The sequence below is a fragment of the Pseudomonas sp. TH34 genome (genome assembly GCF_016650865.1).
GTDB lineage: Bacteria > Pseudomonadota > Gammaproteobacteria > Pseudomonadales > Pseudomonadaceae > Aquipseudomonas > Aquipseudomonas yamanorum.
Map to the genome: position 1 here is coordinate 109,748 of NZ_JAEKFB010000029.1, position 19,023 is coordinate 128,770.

A 19,023-nucleotide genomic window follows, 5' to 3' on the forward strand; every position below is an offset into this window, starting at 1 on the left:
CCTTATTGATAGGTAAAACTAGTCAAGCAGGTCCAGTTGCAAGTACTCGGCGACCGCTTCGGCGCTGGGATGCTTGAGCTTGGGCACCCTTCCCAGGCATGGCGCGGGGAGTCGCTCAGCCAGGGTTGCAAGGTTCTCTTCCAGACGAGAGGTCTTGGGATCGATGATATTGGCTACCCAACCCGCCAGCGGCAAACCGTCCCGGGCGATGGCTTCGGCGGTCAGCAACGCGTGACTGATACAACCCAGTCGCACACCCACCACCAGGATCACCGGCAGCTTCAGCGCCTGGGCCAGGTCCGACAGATTGTCCTGATCCGCCAAGGGCACACGCCAACCGCCGGCGCCTTCAATCAAGGTGAAGTCTGCCTGCTTGGCCAGCACATGCTGCATCAGCTTCAACAACGACTGCACCGTCAGTGCCACACCGGCTTCGCGGGCTGCCAGATGCGGCGCGATGGCCGGCTCGAACGCCACCGGATTGACCTCGGCATAGGTCAAGGGCAGTGAACATTCCGCCAACAACGCCAGGGCATCCGAATTGCGCAGACCCTTGGGGGTCAGTTGGCACCCCGAGGCTACCGGTTTGCCCGCCGCCGTGCTTTTGCCCGCTTGCCGCGCGGCATGCAGCAGGCCGGCAGCGATGGTGGTCTTGCCGACGTCGGTGTCGGTCCCCGTGATGAAGTAAGCGGCATTCATAGAGGTTTCTCCAGGACGGCGTACACCACTTGATAAGTCGCCGGCAGGCCCTGGACCTGGCGGAACTGCTCGTAGGCTTGCACCAGTGCAACAATCCGCGCCCGGCCCGTCAAGCCTCCGGGGCGCCCCGGGTTCAGATTGTGCGCACCCAATGCTTTCAGTTCGTGAGTCAGGCTGCGCACGTCGGGGTAATGCAACACGTGGGGACACTGCTCCAGGCTGCGCACCCGCAAACCACTGGCTGCGCACAGTTGCTCATAAGCACTGAACGGCCGGAAGCGGTTCACATGAACCATACCATCCGCCGCGCGCCAGCTTTCGCGCAACTCATCCAGCGTACCCACGCAGAGACTGGCAAACGCCAGCACGCCACCCGGCTGCAACACTCGCCGCGCCTCACTGAGCACTGCGCCAAAGTCCGAACACCACTGCACCGCCAAACTGGAGTAAATCAGCCCGCAACTGGAGTTCTGCAACGGCAAGCGCTCGGCATCCCCAGCGATAAAATGTTGCGCGCCACCCAAGGGCCGGGCGTGGTTGAGCATGCCCTCGGCGATATCCAGGGCCAAACCCTGGCTATCCGGAAATGACTGGCCCAACACACGACTGAAATAGCCCGTGCCACTGCCCAGGTCCAGCCAGCGTTGTGGAGAAAGACCTTCGGGCAAACGCCGCAACAGCTCGCTGCCCACCGCACGCTGCAACTCGGCAACGCTGTCGTAACTGGCGGCTGCGCGGGAAAAGGAGGCCGCTACCTGGCGCTTGTCTGGCAAGCCGCCGGGTAGCACATGGGACAAATCAGTCATCACCGCACTCATGCAAAAAAGCCTGGATGGCCCCCGCCACACCGTGGGGGTCCTCCAGTAGAAAAGCGTGACCGGCCTGTTCAATCAGGCCGATTTCAACATCGGGCAACAAGGTCAGCAGGTCGCTGGCCGCCTCGGCCGGCACCAGGTCGTCCATGCCGGCAAACAGGTGCAACTGTGGGCCACGAAAGGCCAGCAACGCCTCACGGGTATCCAGTTGAGCGAGTAACTCAAGGCCATTCATCAGGACCGGGGACGGCGTATTCGGCGCCCCGCTGACCAACAAGCGCGCCAGCCCGCGAGGGTCTTCCGCGCCCTTGGCGCACAACAGGCCGAAGCGCTTGAGCGTGACCTGGGAATCGGCATTGCACCCGGCGAGAAACGCATCGAAGGTTTCGCCGGGCATTGCGCTCGGCCAGCCGTCATGGGCGACAAAACAGGGGTTGCTGGCCAAGGTCACCAGGCCACAGCAACGATCGCCCCGGCGCGCTGCAAGCTCCGAAGCCAGCATCCCGCCGAGGGACCAGCCACCCAGCCAGGCGTTGTCCGGCAGGCTGGCGTCCAGCTCGTCCAGCCATTCGTCGAGGTCCGCGCCAGCCAGCGCCGGCAAGGGTTCGATATGCACCCGCAGGTGTTCATCCAGCCCTTGCAGCGCCGCCGCCAGCGGTTCCAGCGGCGAGATGCCGAGGCCCCAGCCAGGCAGCAATATCAGTCGATCACGCATGGTCGGGCTCCTGGCCTAACAAGCGGAAACACTCTTCCAATGCGTTTAACAATAGCTGCACCTGGGCTTCACTGTGGGCCGCCGTCAGGGTTACCCGCAGGCGAGCGCTGCCGGCGGGCACGGTTGGCGGACGGATCGCAGTCACCATCAGCCCACGCTCGCGCAGCATCTGCGACAAACGCACGGCACGGGCACTGTCGCCAATCATGATCGGCTGGATCGGCGTGAAACTGTCCATCAGCTCCAGGCCAATCTGCTCGGCGCCCTGGCGGAACTGGCGGATCAACCCGTTGAGATGCTCACGCCGCCAATGCTCGGTACGCAGCAATTCCAGGCTTTTCAGCGTGGCGCAGGCCAATGCCGGCGGTTGGCTGGTGGTGTAGATATACGGGCGGGCGAACTGGATCAGGCTTTCGATCAGCTCTTCGCTGCCCGCGACAAACGCGCCGGCAGTACCGAAGGCTTTGCCCAGAGTGCCCACCAACACCGGAACGTCTTCCTGGCTCAAACCGAAATGCTCGACGATCCCACCACCGTTGGCGCCCAAAGGCCCGAAGCCATGGGCGTCATCCACCATCAGCCATGCGCCTTTGGCTCGGGCTTCACGGGCCAGTGCCGGCAGGTCAGCCAGGTCGCCGTCCATGCTGAACACGCCATCGGTGACCACCAGCGTATTGCCGGTGGCTTTCTCCAGGCGCTTGGCCAGGCTGGCCGCGTCGTTGTGCAGGTAACGATTGAAGCGCGCCCCGGAGAGCAAACCGGCATCCAGCAATGAGGCATGATTGAGACGGTCTTCCAGCACCGTATCGCCCTGACCCACCAGCGCCGTGACGGCTCCGAGGTTGGCCATGTAACCGGTGGTGAACAGCAGCGCCCGCGGGCGGCCAGTCAGGTCGGCCAAGGCTTCTTCCAGCTCATGGTGCGGCGTGCTGTGGCCAATCACCAGATGCGAAGCACCGCCACCGACGCCCCAACGCGCCGCGCCCGCGCGCCAGGCTTCAATCACTTGCGGGTGATTGGCCAGGCCCAGGTAATCGTTGTTGCAGAACGCCAGCAACGGCTGGCCATCGACCACGACGTCAGGGCCTTGCGGGCTCTGCAGCAGTGGACGTTGGCGATACAGGTGTTCGGCACGACGAGCCGCAAGACGCGCGGCGAGATCGAAAGACATGAGACCTCGGTTAAGCAGGCTAAACGCGGTCAACCCTGTGGGAGCTGGCTTGCCTGCGATTGCGGCGACACATTCAACATCAATGTGTCTGACAGACCGCTATCGCAGGCAAGCCAGCTCCCACACTGGATCGCACTTCGGCAGGAGAAATGGCTTAAACAGCCGCGTTATAGAACTGCTCGCTGCTCTTCTGCTCCACCAGCGCCTGCTCGATCGCCGCCTGGTGCACTTCGTCGGCGTGCTCTTCGCGAGCCTCCGGCAAGATGCCCAGGCGCGAGAACAGTTGCATGTCCTTGTCCGCCTGCGGGTTGGCGGTGGTCAGCAGTTTGTCGCCGTAGAAAATCGAGTTGGCACCGGCAAAAAACGCCAGGGCCTGCATCTGCTCGTTCATCGCCTCACGCCCGGCCGACAGCCGCACATGGGACTGCGGCATCAGGATACGCGCCACTGCCAGCATGCGAATGAAGTCGAACGGGTCGATGTCGTCCGCGTTTTCCAACGGTGTGCCGGCGACTTTCACCAGCATGTTGATCGGCACCGATTCCGGATGCTCCGGCAGGTTGGCCAGCTGGATCAGCAGGTTGGCGCGGTCGTCCAGGGACTCGCCCATGCCGAGGATGCCGCCGGAGCAGATCTTCATCCCCGAATCACGCACGTACGCCAGGGTTTGCAGACGCTCAGCGTAGGTACGAGTCGTGATGATCGAACCGTAGAACTCCGGCGACGTGTCGAGGTTGTGGTTGTAGTAATCGAGGCCAGCCTGGGCCAGGGCTTCGGTCTGGTCCTGGTCGAGGCGACCGAGGGTCATGCAGGTTTCCAGGCCCATGGCTTTCACGCCTTTGACCATCTCCAGCACGTAGGGCATGTCTTTGGCCGACGGGTGTTTCCAGGCGGCGCCCATGCAGAAACGGGTCGAGCCGATGGCCTTGGCGCGGGCGGCCTCTTCGAGGACCTTCTGCACTTCCATCAGCTTCTCTTTTTCGAGGCCCGTGTTGTAGTGGCCCGACTGCGGACAATATTTGCAATCTTCCGGGCAGGCGCCGGTCTTGATCGACAGCAGCGTGGAAACCTGGACGCGGTTGGCGTCGAAATGCGCGCGGTGCACGGTCTGCGCCTGGAACAACAGGTCGTTGAAAGGCTGGACAAACAGCGCTTTGACTTCGGCTAAAGACCAATCGTGACGCAGGTTGGCAGTGATGCTGGCGCTCATGGGCGATTCCTTGATTATGCTTTGGCAAGCCCTGCGGACAGTAATACCCACAGGCACGACACGGATGCTCGGCATATTTAAGGAAGATTCATGCACTGTCAACTTGAGAAGAAACACGAGGTTTACATCTGGTTAAAAAGCAACCAAATCTGTTTGATCTGTGATGAAAGGAGCGAAACGGCCCATTCCATCTGCAACACCTGCGAAACCGAACTGCCTTGGTTGATGGATCAATGCGAAGTGTGCGCGCTGCCATTGCCCATTTCAGGCCTGGTGTGTGGCCAATGCCTGAAGCGACCACCGGCGTTTAAACAGGTGGTTGCCCCCTGGATCTACAGCTTTCCCATCGACAGCTTGATCAGCCGCTTCAAGCATCAGGCCCGATGGCCGCTGGGCCATTTGCTCGCGCACCTGCTGGGGCAGTTTCTGCAACACCGTTATGACGATGCGGAGCTGACGCGCCCCGACTGCCTGCTACCCGTGCCCTTGGCTCGCAAACGCCTGCGGGAACGGGGTTACAACCAGTCAGCCATGCTCGCGCGCTGGCTGAGCAAGGACCTGAATATCCCCTACGATGAGCACCTGCTGTTACGGCCTCATGAAACGGTGGCGCAACAGGACCTGGACGCCAGGACCCGCCAGCGCAACCTGCTCCAGGCCTTTGCCTTGGCGGACGGTGCGCAAGTCAACGGCCGGCACCTGGCGCTGATCGATGACGTACTGACTACCGGCGCCACCGCCAACAGCCTGGCCAGCCTATTGACGGACGCCGGCGCCCGACAGGTGGATGTGTATTGCCTGGCCCGCACGCCCAAGCCCGGCACATGACTTGACTCTCAGACGCCCTGCCCGCAACGTCTGCCCATTCCATCGAAGCGTGTCCCCATGTCCCTGCCTACCCTCTTGAGCCAACACATCGTCCGTCGCCCCCAGCGCATTGCGCTGCTGCAACACATTGCCGAGCAGGGCTCCATCACCCGCGCGGCAAAGAGTGCGGGCTTGAGCTACAAGGCAGCGTGGGACGCCATCGACGAGTTGAACAACCTGGCGCAAAAGCCCTTGGTGGAACGCAGTGTCGGCGGCAAAGGCGGTGGCGGCGCCAAGCTTACGGCAGAGGGCGAACGGGTGTTGCGTCTCTACCAGCGTCTGCAAGTGCTGCAAGCCCAGGTGCTGGATTCCGCCGAAGACGCCAGCGACTTCAACCTGTTGGGCCGCCTGATGCTGCGCACCAGCGCGCGCAACCAGTTGCACGGCAAGGTCATGGCCATCGACAGCCATGGCCGCAACGACCTGATTCGCCTGGAACTGGCCGGCGGGCTGAGCCTGGATGCACAGATCACCCACGACAGCACCTTGCATCTGGAGCTGGAGATCGGCACCGAAGTGGTGGCCCTGATCAAGGCTGGCTGGCTGGAAGTGCTGGCCGTCTCGCAGTCAGCAACACCAGGACACAATTGCTTGGAAGGAAAAGTCGAGGCGATTCTCGACGCCGAAGACGGCCCGAGCGAGGTCCGTATCACTCTGCCCAATGGCCAGGTTTTGTGTGCCCTGGCCCGGCCCGACGCACTTGCGCAGATCAGTGCCGCCGAAGGCGTGCAGGTGAAGGTGCAGTTCTCCCCCAGCAACGTGCTGCTGGGCACCCCGGTGTAACGCTTCAAACTGCAACAATTTCGTCACGACCGCTCCTTAAGGTGTCTGCAAAAACCCGCAGGGAGCCTGAAATGAGCCTATTAGAAGAAAACCAAGCCACCGATCTGGAACAGATGGTCGGCCTCACCCGCCGGCGTTTTATCGGTGCCGGCGCCCTGTGCGGTGCCGCGATGTTCCTCGGCGGCAACCTGCTGACCCGCAGTGCCCTGGCGGTCAACGCCGCGTCGAACAGCCCATTGCTGGGTTTCACCAGCATCGCCGCAGCCACCAGCGACACCATCACCCTGCCGCCCGGCTACAGCGCCTCGGTACTGATCAGCTGGGGCCAGCCACTGCACAAAAACGCGCCGGCCTTCGACCCTAGCGGCAACGGCACCGCCAAGGCCCAGGAACAACAGTTCGGCGACAACAACGACGGCATGAGCCTGTTTGCTTTCCCCGGTGACGACAACCGCGCGCTGATGGCGATCAACAACGAATACACCAACTATCGCTACCTCTTCGCCCACGGCGGCGCGCCGCAATCGGCGGAAGACGTGCGCAAGGCGCTGGCCAGCGAAGGGGTGTCGGTGATCGAAGTGCGGCGCAAAGGCGACACCTGGCAGTTCGTCCAGGAATCGCGCTACAACCGGCGCATCCACGGCAACTCGCCGATCCGCTTCGGTGGCCCCGCAGCGGGCCATGCCTGGCTGAAAACCAGCGCCGACAAAACCGGCAAAAAAGTCCTCGGCACCTTCCAGAATTGCGCCAACGGCAAGACCCCGTGGGGCACCTACCTGACCTGCGAAGAGAACTTCACCGATTGCTTCGGCAGCAGCAACCCGCAACAAACCTTCGACGCCGGGCAGAAACGCTACGGCGTGGTGGCCGCCAGCAAAGACATCAACTGGCACCCTCATGACCCGCGCTTCGATATGGCCAAGAACCCCAACGAACTCAACCGCCATGGCTGGGTGGTGGAAATCGACCCGTTCGACCCGCAATCCACACCGGTCAAACGCACCGCCCTGGGTCGCTTCAAGCACGAAAACGCCGCCCTCGCGGAAACCCGCGACGGCCGCGCCGTGGTGTACATGGGCGACGACGAACGCGGCGAGTTCATCTACAAGTTCATCAGCCGCGACAAGATCAATCACAAGAACCCCAAGGCCAACAAAGACCTGCTGGACCACGGCACCTTGTATGTGGCGATTTTCGACGCAGGCGACGGCAATGCCGACCATCCCAAGGGCCAGGGCCAATGGGTCGAGTTGACCTACGGCAAGAACGGCATCGACGCCAACAGCGGTTTTGCCAGCCAGGCCGAAGTGCTGATCCACGCACGCCTGGCCGCCAGCGTGGTGAAAGCCACCCGCATGGACCGCCCGGAATGGATCGTGGTCAGCCCCACTGACGGCCAGGTGTATTGCACCCTGACCAACAACGCCAAGCGCGGCGAAGACGGTCAGCCCGTCGGCGGCCCGAACCCGCGGGAGAAAAACGTCTACGGGCAGATCCTGCGCTGGAAGGCCAACGCCAATGACCATGGCGCGCCGGACTTCAGCTGGGACCTGTTTGTGGTGGCCGGCAACCCGGCGGTGCATGCCGGGACGCCAAAGGGTGGCTCGTCCAACATCAACCCGCAGAACATGTTCAACAGCCCGGATGGGCTGGGTTTCAACAAGGCCGGGCGGTTGTGGATCCTGACCGATGGCGACTACAGCAACGGCGGCGACTTTGCCGGGATGGGTAATAACCAGATGCTGTGTGCCGACCCGTCGACCGGAGAGATTCGGCGGTTCATGGTGGGGCCGGTGGCGTGTGAAGTGACCGGGATCAGCTTCTCGCCGGACCAGAAAACCCTGTTTGTGGGGATTCAGCATCCGGGGGAAACCGGTGGTTCGACCTGGCCGGAGCACCTGCCGAATGGCAAGCCACGGTCCTCGGTGATGGCGATTCGTCGAGACGATGGCGGGATCGTCGGCGCCTGATAAGGCGCCATCGCGGGCAAGCCCGGCTCCCACAGTTGACCGATTACTCCTGTGGGAGCCGGGCTTGCCCGCGATGGCGGACTAACAGTCACCACCTATCTCGACCCCGGTGCGTTACCATACCCGGCCGGACGCGGCGCCCTGCTGCGCGCAGGAGTTCGCATGGCACACCCGTTTGAAACACTGACCCCTGACCTGGTGCTCGACGCTGTCGAAAGCATCGGTTTCCTCAGCGACGCCCGCATCCTCGCGCTCAACAGCTACGAAAACCGTGTGTACCAGGTCGGCATCGAAGACTCCGAGCCCTTGATCGCCAAGTTCTACCGGCCACAGCGCTGGACCAACGAAGCGATCCTCGAAGAACACAGCTTCACCTTCGAACTGGCCGAGTGCGACGTGCCGGTGGTGGCGCCGATGATTCACAACGGCGAAAGCCTGTTCGAACACGCCGGCTTCCGCTTCACCCTGTTCCCGCGCCGGGGTGGCCGCGCGCCGGAGCCGGGCAACCTCGATCAGTTGTATCGCCTGGGCCAACTGCTCGGGCGCCTGCACGCGGTCGGTTCCACCCGCCCCTTCGAACACCGCGAAGCCCTGGGCGTGAAGAATTTCGGTCACGACTCGCTGAACACCCTGCTGGAAGGCAATTTCATTCCCCGCAGCCTGCTGCCGGCCTACGAGTCCGTCGCCCGCGACCTGCTCAAGCGGGTGGAAGAGGTCTACAAGGCCACGCCCCACAAGAACATCCGCATGCACGGCGATTGCCACCCCGGCAACATGATGTGCCGCGACGAGATGTTCCACATCGTCGACCTCGACGACTGCCGCATGGGCCCTGCCGTTCAGGACCTGTGGATGATGCTCGCCGGCGACCGTCAGGAATGCCTGGGGCAGCTGTCGGAGCTGATGGACGGCTACCAGGAATTCCACGACTTCGACCCACGCGAACTGGCCCTGATCGAACCGCTGCGCGCCCTGCGCCTGATGCACTACAGCGCCTGGCTCGCACGGCGCTGGGACGACCCGGCGTTCCCCCACAGCTTCCCGTGGTTTGGCAGCGAACGTTACTGGGGCGACCAGGTGCTGGCGTTGCGCGAGCAGTTGTCGGCGCTCAACGAAGAACCGTTGAAGCTGTTCTGATCCCTACCGTCTGGGCCCTCACCTTGGGCCCTACACTTTCAACACACATACCCTGACAAATATCCTTACAATCGCGGCTTTGTTAGCTGCCTAAGCAAGGATTCTGCATGCAAGCCGCCAACCCCCGTCGCGGGTACATCCTGGGCCTGAGTGCCTACGTCATCTGGGGCCTGTTCCCGATCTACTTCAAGGCCATCGCCAGCGTTCCCGCCGCAGAAATCATCGTCAACCGCGTGCTGTGGTCCGCGCTGTTTGGCAGTTTGCTGCTGATGGTCTGGAAACACCCGGGCTGGCTCCGAGAACTGCGGGACAACCCCAAGCGCCTGGCAATCCTCGCCCTGAGCGGCACCTTGATCGCGGCCAACTGGCTGACCTACGTGTGGTCGGTGAACAGTGGCCGCATGCTCGAGGCCAGTCTCGGTTACTACATCAACCCGCTGGTGAACGTGCTGCTGGGCATGGTGATTCTGGGCGAGCGCCTGCGCCGCCTGCAATGGGTGGCCGTGGGCCTGGCGGCAGTGGGCGTGGCGCAACAGGTGTGGCAGGTCGGCAGCTTGCCCTGGGTGTCCCTGGTACTGGCAGCCACCTTTGGTTTCTACGGTTTGATCCGCAAGCAGGCGCCGGTCAAGGCATTGCCCGGGCTGGTGGTGGAAACCTGGATGCTGGTGCCGATTGCCATTGCATGGCTACTGTTCAACCCGTCTGCCCACAGTGCACAGATGGAATTCTGGGGCACCTCCGAAGCGTGGTGGCTGGTGGCCGCTGGCCCGGTGACACTGATCCCGCTGGTGTGTTTCAACGCCGCCGCGCGGCATTTGCCCTACACCGCCCTGGGCTTCCTGCAATACGTGGCGCCGACATTGGTGCTGCTGGAAGCGGTGCTGCTGTTCAATGAACATCTGGCGCCGGCCACGTTGATCGCTTTCTGCTTTATCTGGGCCGGCCTGGTGGTTTACAGCCTCGACGCCTGGCTGACCGTGCGGAAAAACTGATCAAATAACGTACAGACTCCTGCAAGCTACAGCCGGCGTGGCTTGCAGGCATTCACCCCAAGGTTATCCACAGCCTGATCCCCGGCGTTTGTGCACAAGCCCTTGAAACTGCTCGTTTTTTGCTCAGCCGGCGAAGAGCCGCGGCCCGCCTGGGCTGGACGCGGGTCTCTACAGGTTATCCACAGGCCCATGCAAGATTTCCATGCATAACCTTGTGGGCAACTATTCCTCGCTGCGCAGCTCCAGTTCCACCATCAGGTCGTCTGCCAGGGTTTCTAATGCCGCCTGCAAGGTCTCCAGTGGCAGCGTCAACGGCACCGCCAACAAGGCTTCGGCGTGGAACAGCAGGTCGCTGCTCATCGGTGCCGGTCGCACGTCGGTGATCAAGCGCTCCAGGTTGACGCCCTGCTTGCTGAGCAGCGCGGTGATGTCGCGAACAATCCCCGGCCGGTCATTGCCCACCAACGCCATCGCGATCGGTTGCGACTCACTGGCGGCGACCGAACTGCTTTCGCCCTGCAGCACGCGAATGCCGTGGGTGGACAAGTCTTCCAGCGCCCCAATCAAATCCAGACGATTTTCCGCCGGCACGCTCACCCGCAAGATCCCGGCAAACTGCCCAGCCATGTGCGCCATGCGGCTTTCCAGCCAGTTGCCGCCATGGGCGGCGATGCATTGGGCGATGCGTTCGACCACGCCGGGTTTGTCCGGGGCGATGACAGTCAGTACGAGATGGTCCATGGTGTGGTCCTCTTCTTATGATTCTTTAGGAGCGAGCTTGCTCGCGAAGAACGTGAGAGCACCGTTGGGTGTAAGGCATCCCGCGTTATCGTTAACGATCCTCGCGAGCAAGCTCGCTCCTACAAAGTGGACGCAGGCGTCCACGAAAACAAATCGTGTACCATTTTTATATTTATCTGGAACAATCCAATAGTTTTTTGAGAACATCCTGTACCCCACTGTGACCGTACGACCAAAGTGGGTCGCTAAACGACGTATTTAGTCTAATTTTCACAACCGCAACTCATCATGTAGTATGCCCAATCGCGCACTACATAACGTTAGGTCGATGTCTGCCAAGGCAACCACGCACCGCGACGCAGCCCGCCCAGCCGCCTTCAACGGCATGTACTGGTGCGGCATGTTCGCGGTTTACATGGCCAGAGGCTTCATTGGTAAATTGAAAAGCTGAAAAGCGCATAAGCTCCGCAGAGTGAGGCAAGCAATGACTGAACACGTTCAAGTCGGTGGCCTGCAGGTCGCCAAAGTCCTGTTCGACTTCGTGAACAACGAAGCCATTCCTGGTACCGGCATTACCGCCGACCAGTTCTGGGCCGGTGCCGACAAGGTCATCCACGACCTGGCGCCGAAGAACAAAGCCCTACTCGCCAAACGCGACGATTTTCAAGCGCGGATCGACACCTGGCACCAGGCCCACGCCGGCCAGGCACACGACGCTGTGGCCTACAAAGCCTTCCTTCAAGATATCGGATACCTGCTGCCAGAAGCCGCGGATTTCCAGGCCTCGACCCAAAACGTCGATGAAGAAATTGCCCACATGGCCGGCCCGCAGCTGGTAGTGCCGGTAATGAACGCCCGTTTCGCCCTCAACGCCTCGAATGCGCGCTGGGGCTCTCTGTATGACGCGCTGTATGGCACCGACGCCATCAGCGAAGCCGACGGCGCCGAGAAGGGCAAAGGCTACAACAAGGTGCGTGGCGACAAGGTCATCGCCTTCGCCCGCGCTTTCCTTGACGAAGCCGCGCCATTGGCTGCCGGCAGCCACGTGGACTCCACTGGCTACAAGATCGTCGACGGCAAGCTGGTGGTCAGCCTCAAGGGCGGCAGCAACAGCGGCCTGCGCAGCGATGCGCAACTGATCGGCTACCAGGGCGACGCTGCCAAGCCGACTGCCGTCCTGCTCAAGCACAATGGCCTGCACTTCGAAATCCAGATCGACGCCAGCACCCCGGTCGGCCAGACCGACGCCGCCGGCGTGAAAGACGTGCTGATGGAAGCCGCCCTGACCACCATCATGGACTGCGAAGACTCCGTCGCCGCCGTCGATGCCGATGACAAGGTGGTGATCTACCGCAACTGGCTCGGCCTGATGAAGGGCGACCTGTCGGAAGAAGTCGCCAAGGGTGGCAAGACTTTCACCCGCACCATGAACGCCGACCGCGTCTACACCGGTGCCGACGGTAAGGAAGTGACCCTGCACGGTCGTTCGCTGCTGTTCGTGCGCAACGTTGGCCACTTGATGACCATCGACGCCATCCTCGACAAAGACGGCAACGAAGTGCCGGAAGGCATTCTCGACGGCCTGCTCACCAGCCTGTCGGCGATCGACAGCCTCAACGGCAACACCAGCCGCAAGAACAGCCGCACCGGTTCGGTGTACATCGTTAAGCCGAAGATGCATGGCCCGGAAGAAGCCGCGTTCACCAACGAGCTGTTCGGCCGCATCGAAGACGTGCTGAACCTGCCACGCAACACCCTCAAAGTCGGGATCATGGACGAGGAGCGCCGCACCACGGTCAACCTCAAGGCCTGCATCAAGGCGGCCAGCGAGCGCGTGGTGTTTATCAACACCGGCTTCCTCGACCGTACCGGCGATGAAATCCACACCTCCATGGAGGCGGGCGCGATGGTGCGCAAGGCCGCCATGAAGGCTGAGAAATGGATCGGCGCCTACGAAAACTGGAACGTCGATATCGGCTTGAGCACCGGCCTGCAAGGCCGCGCACAAATCGGTAAAGGCATGTGGGCCATGCCCGACCTGATGGCCGCCATGCTCGAGCAGAAAATTGCTCACCCGCTGGCCGGCGCCAACACGGCATGGGTTCCTTCGCCAACGGCGGCTGCGCTGCACGCGCTGCACTACCACAAGGTTGACGTATTCGCCCGCCAGGCTGAGCTGGCCAAGCGCGAACGCGCGTCGGTCGACGATATCCTGACCATTCCTCTGGCCCAGAATACCGATTGGTCCGACGAAGAAATCCGCAACGAACTGGACAACAACGCCCAGGGCATCCTCGGTTACGTGGTGCGTTGGATCGACCAGGGCGTGGGTTGTTCGAAAGTGCCGGACATCAACGACGTCGGTCTGATGGAAGACCGCGCCACCCTGCGTATCTCCAGCCAGCATATTGCCAACTGGTTGCGCCATGGCATCGTCAATGAAGCCCAGGTGATGGAAAGCCTCAAGCGCATGGCGCCGGTGGTGGACCGTCAGAACGCCGGGGATGCGCTGTATCGCCCGCTGGCTCCGGATTTCGACAGCAACATCGCGTTCCAGGCGGCGGTGGAGTTGGTGATTGAAGGGACCAAGCAGCCGAACGGTTACACCGAGCCGGTGTTGCACCGCCGGCGTCGGGAGTTCAAGGCCAAGAATGGTCTGTGAGTAAGTGCTAGAAACGAAAAAGCCCTGATCGAAAGATCAGGGCTTTTTTGTGTGTGCTAAAGGCTATTTTTTCTTACTGATTGAGTGTTTCTGAGGCGTATGGGGACGATGCGGGGTAGGACGATACACCTTGTGGGGCTCGTCACTGCCTGGCGACGGGGCTATTCCCAACTCCCGCTTCACCATCTTCGCCAGCTTCACGCTATCAATGGGCTTGAGCAAAAAATCCACCACGCTCAAATGCATCGCATCAATAACGTCGGGCGCTTCAGCGTCCCCCGACATGATGATGATCGGCAGCGCCGCCCGGGTGGATTCGCGTACCTGGCGAATCAATTGCAACCCGTTGCTCGGTGCCATGCGCAGGTCAGTGATCAGTAAGCCAATGGAGCTGCTGGAGCTCAACAAGTCCCATGCCGCCTCGCCGCTGTCGGCGGTCATGCAACGAATACCGTCCAAGCCAAGAATTTCTGCCAACAGTTCCCGCGCGTCCTTGTCGTCATCCACGATCAAAACCCGTTGTGGCGGTAAATCAGGCTCCTGCATAACCGCGCTCAGGGCCTCGCGCTCGGCGTCACTCAAAATATCGTGGTCGGACATACGTTTCTCGGCAGTTCTAAACAATCTCCCAGCACAGAAGTCAGACATCGCCGGAAGGGCGAACAATGTGCACTTCGTCGGAAAGTTTGCCTAGTGGGCGTTCTACGGGGTTTGGACGATATTCATGTAAGGTTTTTCCCTAGTCAGTGAGGGCGAATCGCTACCTAGACTTACGTCCAATGGGCACCCGCAGCGCAGGAGTCGACCATGGGGAACGATAACGACAAAAAAACTGCGGTCATAGGTATGAGTAAAGCTGATGCTTTCACACAAGCGGGGAAAACCGCTGTGTTGCAGAACATCCACGGCACCCTGCAATTCCTGCAACGCTTCCCGCCGTTCAACCAGATGGAGAACACCCACCTGGGGTTTCTGGTAGAGCAGTGCCAATTGCGCTTCTACGCCCCCGGCGAGAGCATCCTCAAGCCCTCTGGCGGGCCGGTGGAACACTTCTATATCGTCAAGCAGGGCCGCGTGGTCGGCGAGCGGCCGGATTCAGCCGAAACCACCTTTGAAATCACCACCGGTGAATGTTTCCCACTGGCGGCACTGCTGGGTGAACGGGCGACCCGCACAGAGCATAAAGCCGCCGAAGACACCTTCTGCCTGCAACTGAACAAACCGGCCTTTATCAAGCTATTCGCCCTTTCCAGCGTATTTCGCGATTTCGCCTTGCGCGGGGTGAGCAGCCTGCTGGACCAGGTCAACCAGCAAGTCCAGCAAAAGGCCGTAGAAACCCTCGGCACGCAATATTCGCTGAACACCCGCCTGGGCGAATTGGCCATGCGTCACCCGGTGACCTGCAGCCCGCTGACGCCGCTGCGTGAAGCGGTCACGCAAATGCACGAGCAGCAAGTGGGCAGCATCGTGATCGTCGACGAGCACAAGGCGCCCCTGGGGATTTTCACCCTGCGGGACCTGCGCCAGGTGGTGGCCGACGGCACCAGCGATTTCAGCCAGGGCATCGAGCGCCATATGACCCAGGCGCCGTTCTTTCTCACCCCGGACCACAGCGCCTTCGACGCTGCGATCGCGATGACCGAACGGCATATTGCCCACGTGTGCCTGGTCAAGGATCAGCGCCTGTGTGGCGTGGTGTCCGAGCGCGATCTGTTTTCCCTGCAACGGGTGGACCTGGTGCACTTGGCGCGCACCATTCGCAATGCGCCCAGGGTCGAAAACCTGGTGGCGATCCGTGGCGAAATCGGCCAGTTGGTGGAACGCATGCTGGCCCACGGTGCTTCGTCCACGCAGATCACCCACATCATCACCTTGCTCAATGACCACACGGTGTGCCGCGTCATCGAGTTGACCTTGGCTGACAAGGGCGACCCCGGCGTGCCGTTCAGTTGGTTGTGTTTCGGCAGCGAGGGCCGCCGCGAGCAGACGCTGTATACCGACCAGGACAACGGCATTCTGTTCGAAGCCAGGGACGCCGCCGAGGCCGCCGAGATTCGTGGCCGCTTACTGCCCCTGGCACAGCAGATCAACCAGAGCCTGGCGCTGTGCGGCTTCACCCTGTGCAAGGGCAATATCATGGCCGGCAACCCTGAGCTGTGCCTGTCCCGAGCCGAATGGGCGCGGCGTTTTGCCGGGTTTATTCGCGAGGCAACGCCAGAGAACCTGCTGGGTTCGAGCATCTATTTTGATTTGCGGGTGGTCTGGGGCGATGAGCAAGGGTGCGAGCAATTGCGTCAGGGCATTCTCGACCAGGTGGCGGACAATCGTTTGTTCCAACGCATGCTGGCCGAAAACGCATTGCGCCAGCGCCCACCGGTGGGGCGTTTCCGGGATTTCGTGCTGACGCGAAAAGGCGCCGACAAGGCGACACTCGACCTCAAGGTGCAAGGCCTCACGCCCTTTGTCGACGGTGCTCGCCTGCTGGCATTGGCCAACGGGATCAGCGCCATCAACACCCTGGAGCGCTTGCGCCAGCTGGTGGCCAAGGAAGTCATCGAACGTCTCGACGGTGCGGCCTATGAAGAGGCCTACCACTTCATTCAACAAACCCGCATGCAGCAGCACCAACTGCAAACCCGCGAGAACCTGCCCTACTCCAACCGTGTCGACCCCGACAGCCTCAACCACCTGGACCGGCGCATCCTGCGTGAATCCCTGCGCCAGGCCCAACGCCTGCAAAGCAGTCTGACCTTGCGGTATCAGCTGTGAGCTTGTTTGGCTGGCTGCGCAAACCCAAACCTGGCCTGGACGCAGCGCAACAGCGGCGGCTTGAACAATTGCCCAAGCCACGGGAGCTGGGTGACGGTTCGCTGCGGGACCAGCGCTGGGTGGTGGTGGACCTGGAAACCAGCGGCCTGAACCTCAATCGAGACCAAGTGCTTTCCATTGGCGCGGTGGTGATCGAAGACGGTGCTGTGGACTTCTCCCAGCTGTTCGAACGCACCCTGCAACGGGCCGAGACCAAGCTCAGCCCCAGTGTGCTGATCCACGGCCTGGGGCCCAGTGCCATCGCGGCGGGCAGTGATCCGGCTGAAGCGCTGATGGACTTCATGGAGTTTGTCGGCGACAGTCCGCTGCTGGCGTTTCATGCGCCCTTCGATCAACACATGCTGTGCCGGGCGCTCAAGGACAGCCTGGGCTATCGATTGAACCACCCGTTCCTGGACGTGGCCGACATCGCCCCGCTGCTGTGCCCTGATGCCAACATCCGCGAAGCGGGGCTGGATGACTGGATCACGCATTTCAAGCTGCAAGTGGGCGAGCGCCATCACGCCAGTGCGGACGCGTTGGCGACGGCGGAGTTGATGTTGATTTTGTTCAGCCGCGCACGGCAGCAACAGATCGACAGCCCGCACGCGTTACAACAGCGCCTGGGCCAATGGAAACGCCGCAAGCAAGCGCCCTCATTCTAAGTGTGGCGAGGGAGCTCGCTCCCGCCGGGGTGCGAAGCGCACCCAAAATCAGCCAACCCATTTCCAACTGAATAAATGCACTGCCTGGATTACGACTGCTGCGCAGCGAGCGGGAGCAAGCTCCCTCGCCACAGCAAGCGGCATCATCATGATAGATATCATTACGCCGCCGCCCGACCAACGCCAATTGCACCCGCCTTACACCTCTGCCACAATCGCGAATAATTCTCGTTAGTTTAAACTTCCCGATCGGTGTCGCCTTGTCGTCCATCCAAAGTCCCCACAGTGAGCTTGTTGGCGCGTTATACCGCGACCATCGCAGCTGGCTGTTGGCGTGGCTGCGACGCAATGTGGCCTGCCCCAGCCGTGCCGAAGACTTGAGCCAGGACACCTTCATGCGCCTGCTGGGCCGTGAAGAACTGCGTGAGCCCCGCGAGCCGCGGGCATTTCTGGTGGCCATCGCCAAGGGTCTGCTGTTCGACTACTTCCGCCGCGCCGCGCTGGAACAGGCTTATCTCACAGAGCTGATGCTGATCCCGGAAAGCGAGCACCCGTCCCCGGAAGAGCAGCAACTGATACTCGAAGACCTCAAGGCCATCGACCGCCTGCTGGGCAAACTCTCGAGCAAGGCCCGCGCGGCCTTCCTCTATAACCGCCTCGATGGCATGGGCCACGCTGAAATCGCCCAGCGTCTTGGGGTTTCCGTGCCTCGGGTACGGCAATACCTGGCTCAAGGCATTCGCCAGTGCTACATCGCCCTGTATGGCGAGCCGCTGTGAGCCCGGTCAGTTCCAAGCCGGTCTCGGCACGGGTGCTTGACGCCGCCATTGCCTGGCAACTGTCCCTCGATTCGGGCGACGGCAGCGCCGTGGAACAGGAAGAGTTCGCCAAATGGCTGGCCAGCAACGAAGAACACGCCCGGGCCTGGCGCCAACTGGGCATGCTCGATCAGCGTTTCAGTGTGGCCTCAGGCCCGGCCCGTGCGGCGTTGCTGCAATCGCGCGAAGGCATTCGCAAGCGCGTGCGCAAGCTCGGCAGCGGCCTGGCCAGTGTGGTGCTGGTGTGCGGCCTGGTGCTCTTCGCCGGCCAGCGCTACGTGCCGCTCAACTATTGGCTGGCCGACCAGCGCACCGCCACCGGCGAACAGCGCACCCTGAAGCTGGCGGACGGCACGGTGATCAACCTCAATACCCACAGCGCCATCGACGTGCGCTTCGACGAAAAACGCCGGCTGATCGTGTTGCAGGAGGGCGAAATCCTCATCGAGACCGGCCACAACGACGCCCGCCCGTTTTTTGTCGAAACTCGCGAAGGCAGCCTGCGCGCCTTGGGTACGCGGTTTATCGTCAAGCGCGAAGACGACGGCACGCGCCTCAGCGTGTTGCAGTCTGCCGTCGGCGCGCAGCCTGAAGCGCTGCATCAGGAGCAGATCTTCAAGGAAGGCCAGCAAGTCCTGATGCGCCGCGACGGCCTCGGCCCGATGCTGGCTATCAGCCCCGGCACCGACGCCTGGACACGCGGCATGCTGGTGGTAGACAACGCGCGCCTCGGCGACGTGGTTGAGGAACTGAGCCGCTATCGCACCGGGTACCTGGGTGTGGATAAACAAGTGGCCGACCTGCGGATCACCGGCAGCTTCCCGCTGCACGACACCAACCTGGCGCTGAATGCACTGCTGCCGACCTTGCCGGTGCAGATTCAACAACACACGCCGTGGTGGGTGACGGTGGTGCCCAAGCCGTAGGCTCCTGCGATGAGGCCCTCAAAAACAGCACTCACCCACTAATA

16 protein-coding genes and 1 pseudogene are annotated in these 19,023 nt (G+C 61.8%); 10 read left to right on the forward strand and 7 right to left on the reverse strand.

Annotated features, from left to right (window positions below; all coding sequences use genetic code 11):
- Window positions 1-18: 18 nt before the first annotated feature.
- The 5 genes from bioD to bioB all read right to left on the reverse strand — a co-directional run bounded on the left by bioD (window position 19) and on the right by bioB (window position 4,610).
- Window positions 19-699: a dethiobiotin synthase gene (bioD, locus tag JFU58_RS21530; protein WP_201142182.1), complete on the reverse strand. Its 681-nt coding sequence runs from the start codon at window positions 697-699 to the stop codon at window positions 19-21.
- Complete coding sequence (bioC, locus tag JFU58_RS21535) at window positions 696-1,505, reverse strand: malonyl-ACP O-methyltransferase BioC (protein ID WP_201142184.1); 810 nt, start codon at window positions 1,503-1,505, stop codon at window positions 696-698. The genes bioD and bioC overlap by 4 nt, the downstream gene beginning before the upstream one ends.
- Window positions 1,498-2,229 (reverse strand): alpha/beta fold hydrolase, encoded by a 732-nt coding sequence (locus JFU58_RS21540; RefSeq protein WP_063026708.1) that lies wholly within the window; start codon window positions 2,227-2,229, stop codon window positions 1,498-1,500. Before JFU58_RS21540 ends, bioC begins: the two co-directional genes overlap by 8 nt.
- Complete coding sequence (bioF, locus tag JFU58_RS21545) at window positions 2,222-3,400, reverse strand: 8-amino-7-oxononanoate synthase (protein WP_063026706.1); 1,179 nt, start codon at window positions 3,398-3,400, stop codon at window positions 2,222-2,224. The genes JFU58_RS21540 and bioF overlap by 8 nt, the downstream gene beginning before the upstream one ends.
- A gap of 154 nt (window positions 3,401-3,554) precedes the next feature.
- A complete protein-coding gene (bioB, locus tag JFU58_RS21550) occupies window positions 3,555-4,610 on the reverse strand; it encodes a biotin synthase BioB (protein WP_063026704.1) in 1,056 nt (351 codons plus the stop codon).
- Window positions 4,611-4,700: 90 nt separating this feature from the next.
- On the opposite strand from bioB, the gene JFU58_RS21555 reads away from it, so the two are divergent.
- The 5 genes from JFU58_RS21555 to rarD all read left to right on the forward strand — a co-directional run bounded on the left by JFU58_RS21555 (window position 4,701) and on the right by rarD (window position 10,359).
- Window positions 4,701-5,438: a ComF family protein gene (locus tag JFU58_RS21555; protein ID WP_201142186.1), complete on the forward strand. Its 738-nt coding sequence runs from the start codon at window positions 4,701-4,703 to the stop codon at window positions 5,436-5,438.
- Between the two features lie 57 nt (window positions 5,439-5,495).
- A complete protein-coding gene (locus JFU58_RS21560; protein WP_201142189.1) occupies window positions 5,496-6,260 on the forward strand; it encodes a TOBE domain-containing protein in 765 nt (254 codons plus the stop codon).
- A 71-nt stretch (window positions 6,261-6,331) separates the two neighbouring features.
- Window positions 6,332-8,230 (forward strand): PhoX family protein, encoded by a 1,899-nt coding sequence (locus tag JFU58_RS21565; protein WP_201142191.1) that lies wholly within the window; start codon window positions 6,332-6,334, stop codon window positions 8,228-8,230.
- A 162-nt stretch (window positions 8,231-8,392) separates the two neighbouring features.
- The gene (locus JFU58_RS21570; RefSeq protein WP_017476395.1) at window positions 8,393-9,367 is read left to right on the forward strand and encodes a serine/threonine protein kinase; all 975 of its coding nucleotides are present in this window, start codon (window positions 8,393-8,395) and stop codon (window positions 9,365-9,367) included.
- A 107-nt stretch (window positions 9,368-9,474) separates the two neighbouring features.
- Window positions 9,475-10,359: an EamA family transporter RarD gene (rarD, locus tag JFU58_RS21575; RefSeq protein WP_063026696.1), complete on the forward strand. Its 885-nt coding sequence runs from the start codon at window positions 9,475-9,477 to the stop codon at window positions 10,357-10,359.
- 222 nt (window positions 10,360-10,581) lie between these two features.
- On the opposite strand, the gene JFU58_RS21580 is transcribed toward rarD, so the two are convergent.
- A complete protein-coding gene (locus tag JFU58_RS21580) occupies window positions 10,582-11,100 on the reverse strand; it encodes a glycine cleavage system protein R (RefSeq protein ID WP_177025558.1) in 519 nt (172 codons plus the stop codon).
- Between the two features lie 484 nt (window positions 11,101-11,584).
- Between JFU58_RS21580 and JFU58_RS21585 the strand changes: the two genes are divergently transcribed.
- Window positions 11,585-13,762 (forward strand): malate synthase G, encoded by a 2,178-nt coding sequence (locus tag JFU58_RS21585; RefSeq protein WP_201142194.1) that lies wholly within the window; start codon window positions 11,585-11,587, stop codon window positions 13,760-13,762.
- 159 nt (window positions 13,763-13,921) lie between these two features.
- On the opposite strand, the pseudogene JFU58_RS21590 reads toward JFU58_RS21585, so the two are convergent.
- Window positions 13,922-14,362, reverse strand: a pseudogene (locus JFU58_RS21590) (response regulator); the annotation flags it as partial.
- 246 nt (window positions 14,363-14,608) lie between these two features.
- Between JFU58_RS21590 and JFU58_RS21595 the strand changes: the two are divergent.
- From JFU58_RS21595 to JFU58_RS21610, 4 genes are all read left to right on the forward strand, one after another.
- Window positions 14,609-16,531, forward strand: a complete 1,923-nt coding sequence (locus tag JFU58_RS21595) for a putative nucleotidyltransferase substrate binding domain-containing protein (protein WP_177070837.1) — start codon at window positions 14,609-14,611, stop codon at window positions 16,529-16,531.
- On the forward strand, window positions 16,528-17,235 hold the full coding sequence (locus JFU58_RS21600; RefSeq protein WP_177025560.1) for an exonuclease domain-containing protein: 708 nt from the start codon (window positions 16,528-16,530) through the stop codon (window positions 17,233-17,235). Before JFU58_RS21595 ends, JFU58_RS21600 begins: the two co-directional genes overlap by 4 nt.
- Window positions 17,236-17,495: 260 nt before the next feature.
- Window positions 17,496-18,014 (forward strand): RNA polymerase sigma factor, encoded by a 519-nt coding sequence (locus tag JFU58_RS21605; RefSeq protein ID WP_010167452.1) that lies wholly within the window; start codon window positions 17,496-17,498, stop codon window positions 18,012-18,014.
- Window positions 18,011-18,979, forward strand: a complete 969-nt coding sequence (locus tag JFU58_RS21610; protein ID WP_201142196.1) for a FecR domain-containing protein — start codon at window positions 18,011-18,013, stop codon at window positions 18,977-18,979. The genes JFU58_RS21605 and JFU58_RS21610 overlap by 4 nt, the downstream gene beginning before the upstream one ends.
- The last annotated feature ends 44 nt before the right edge of the window (window positions 18,980-19,023 follow it).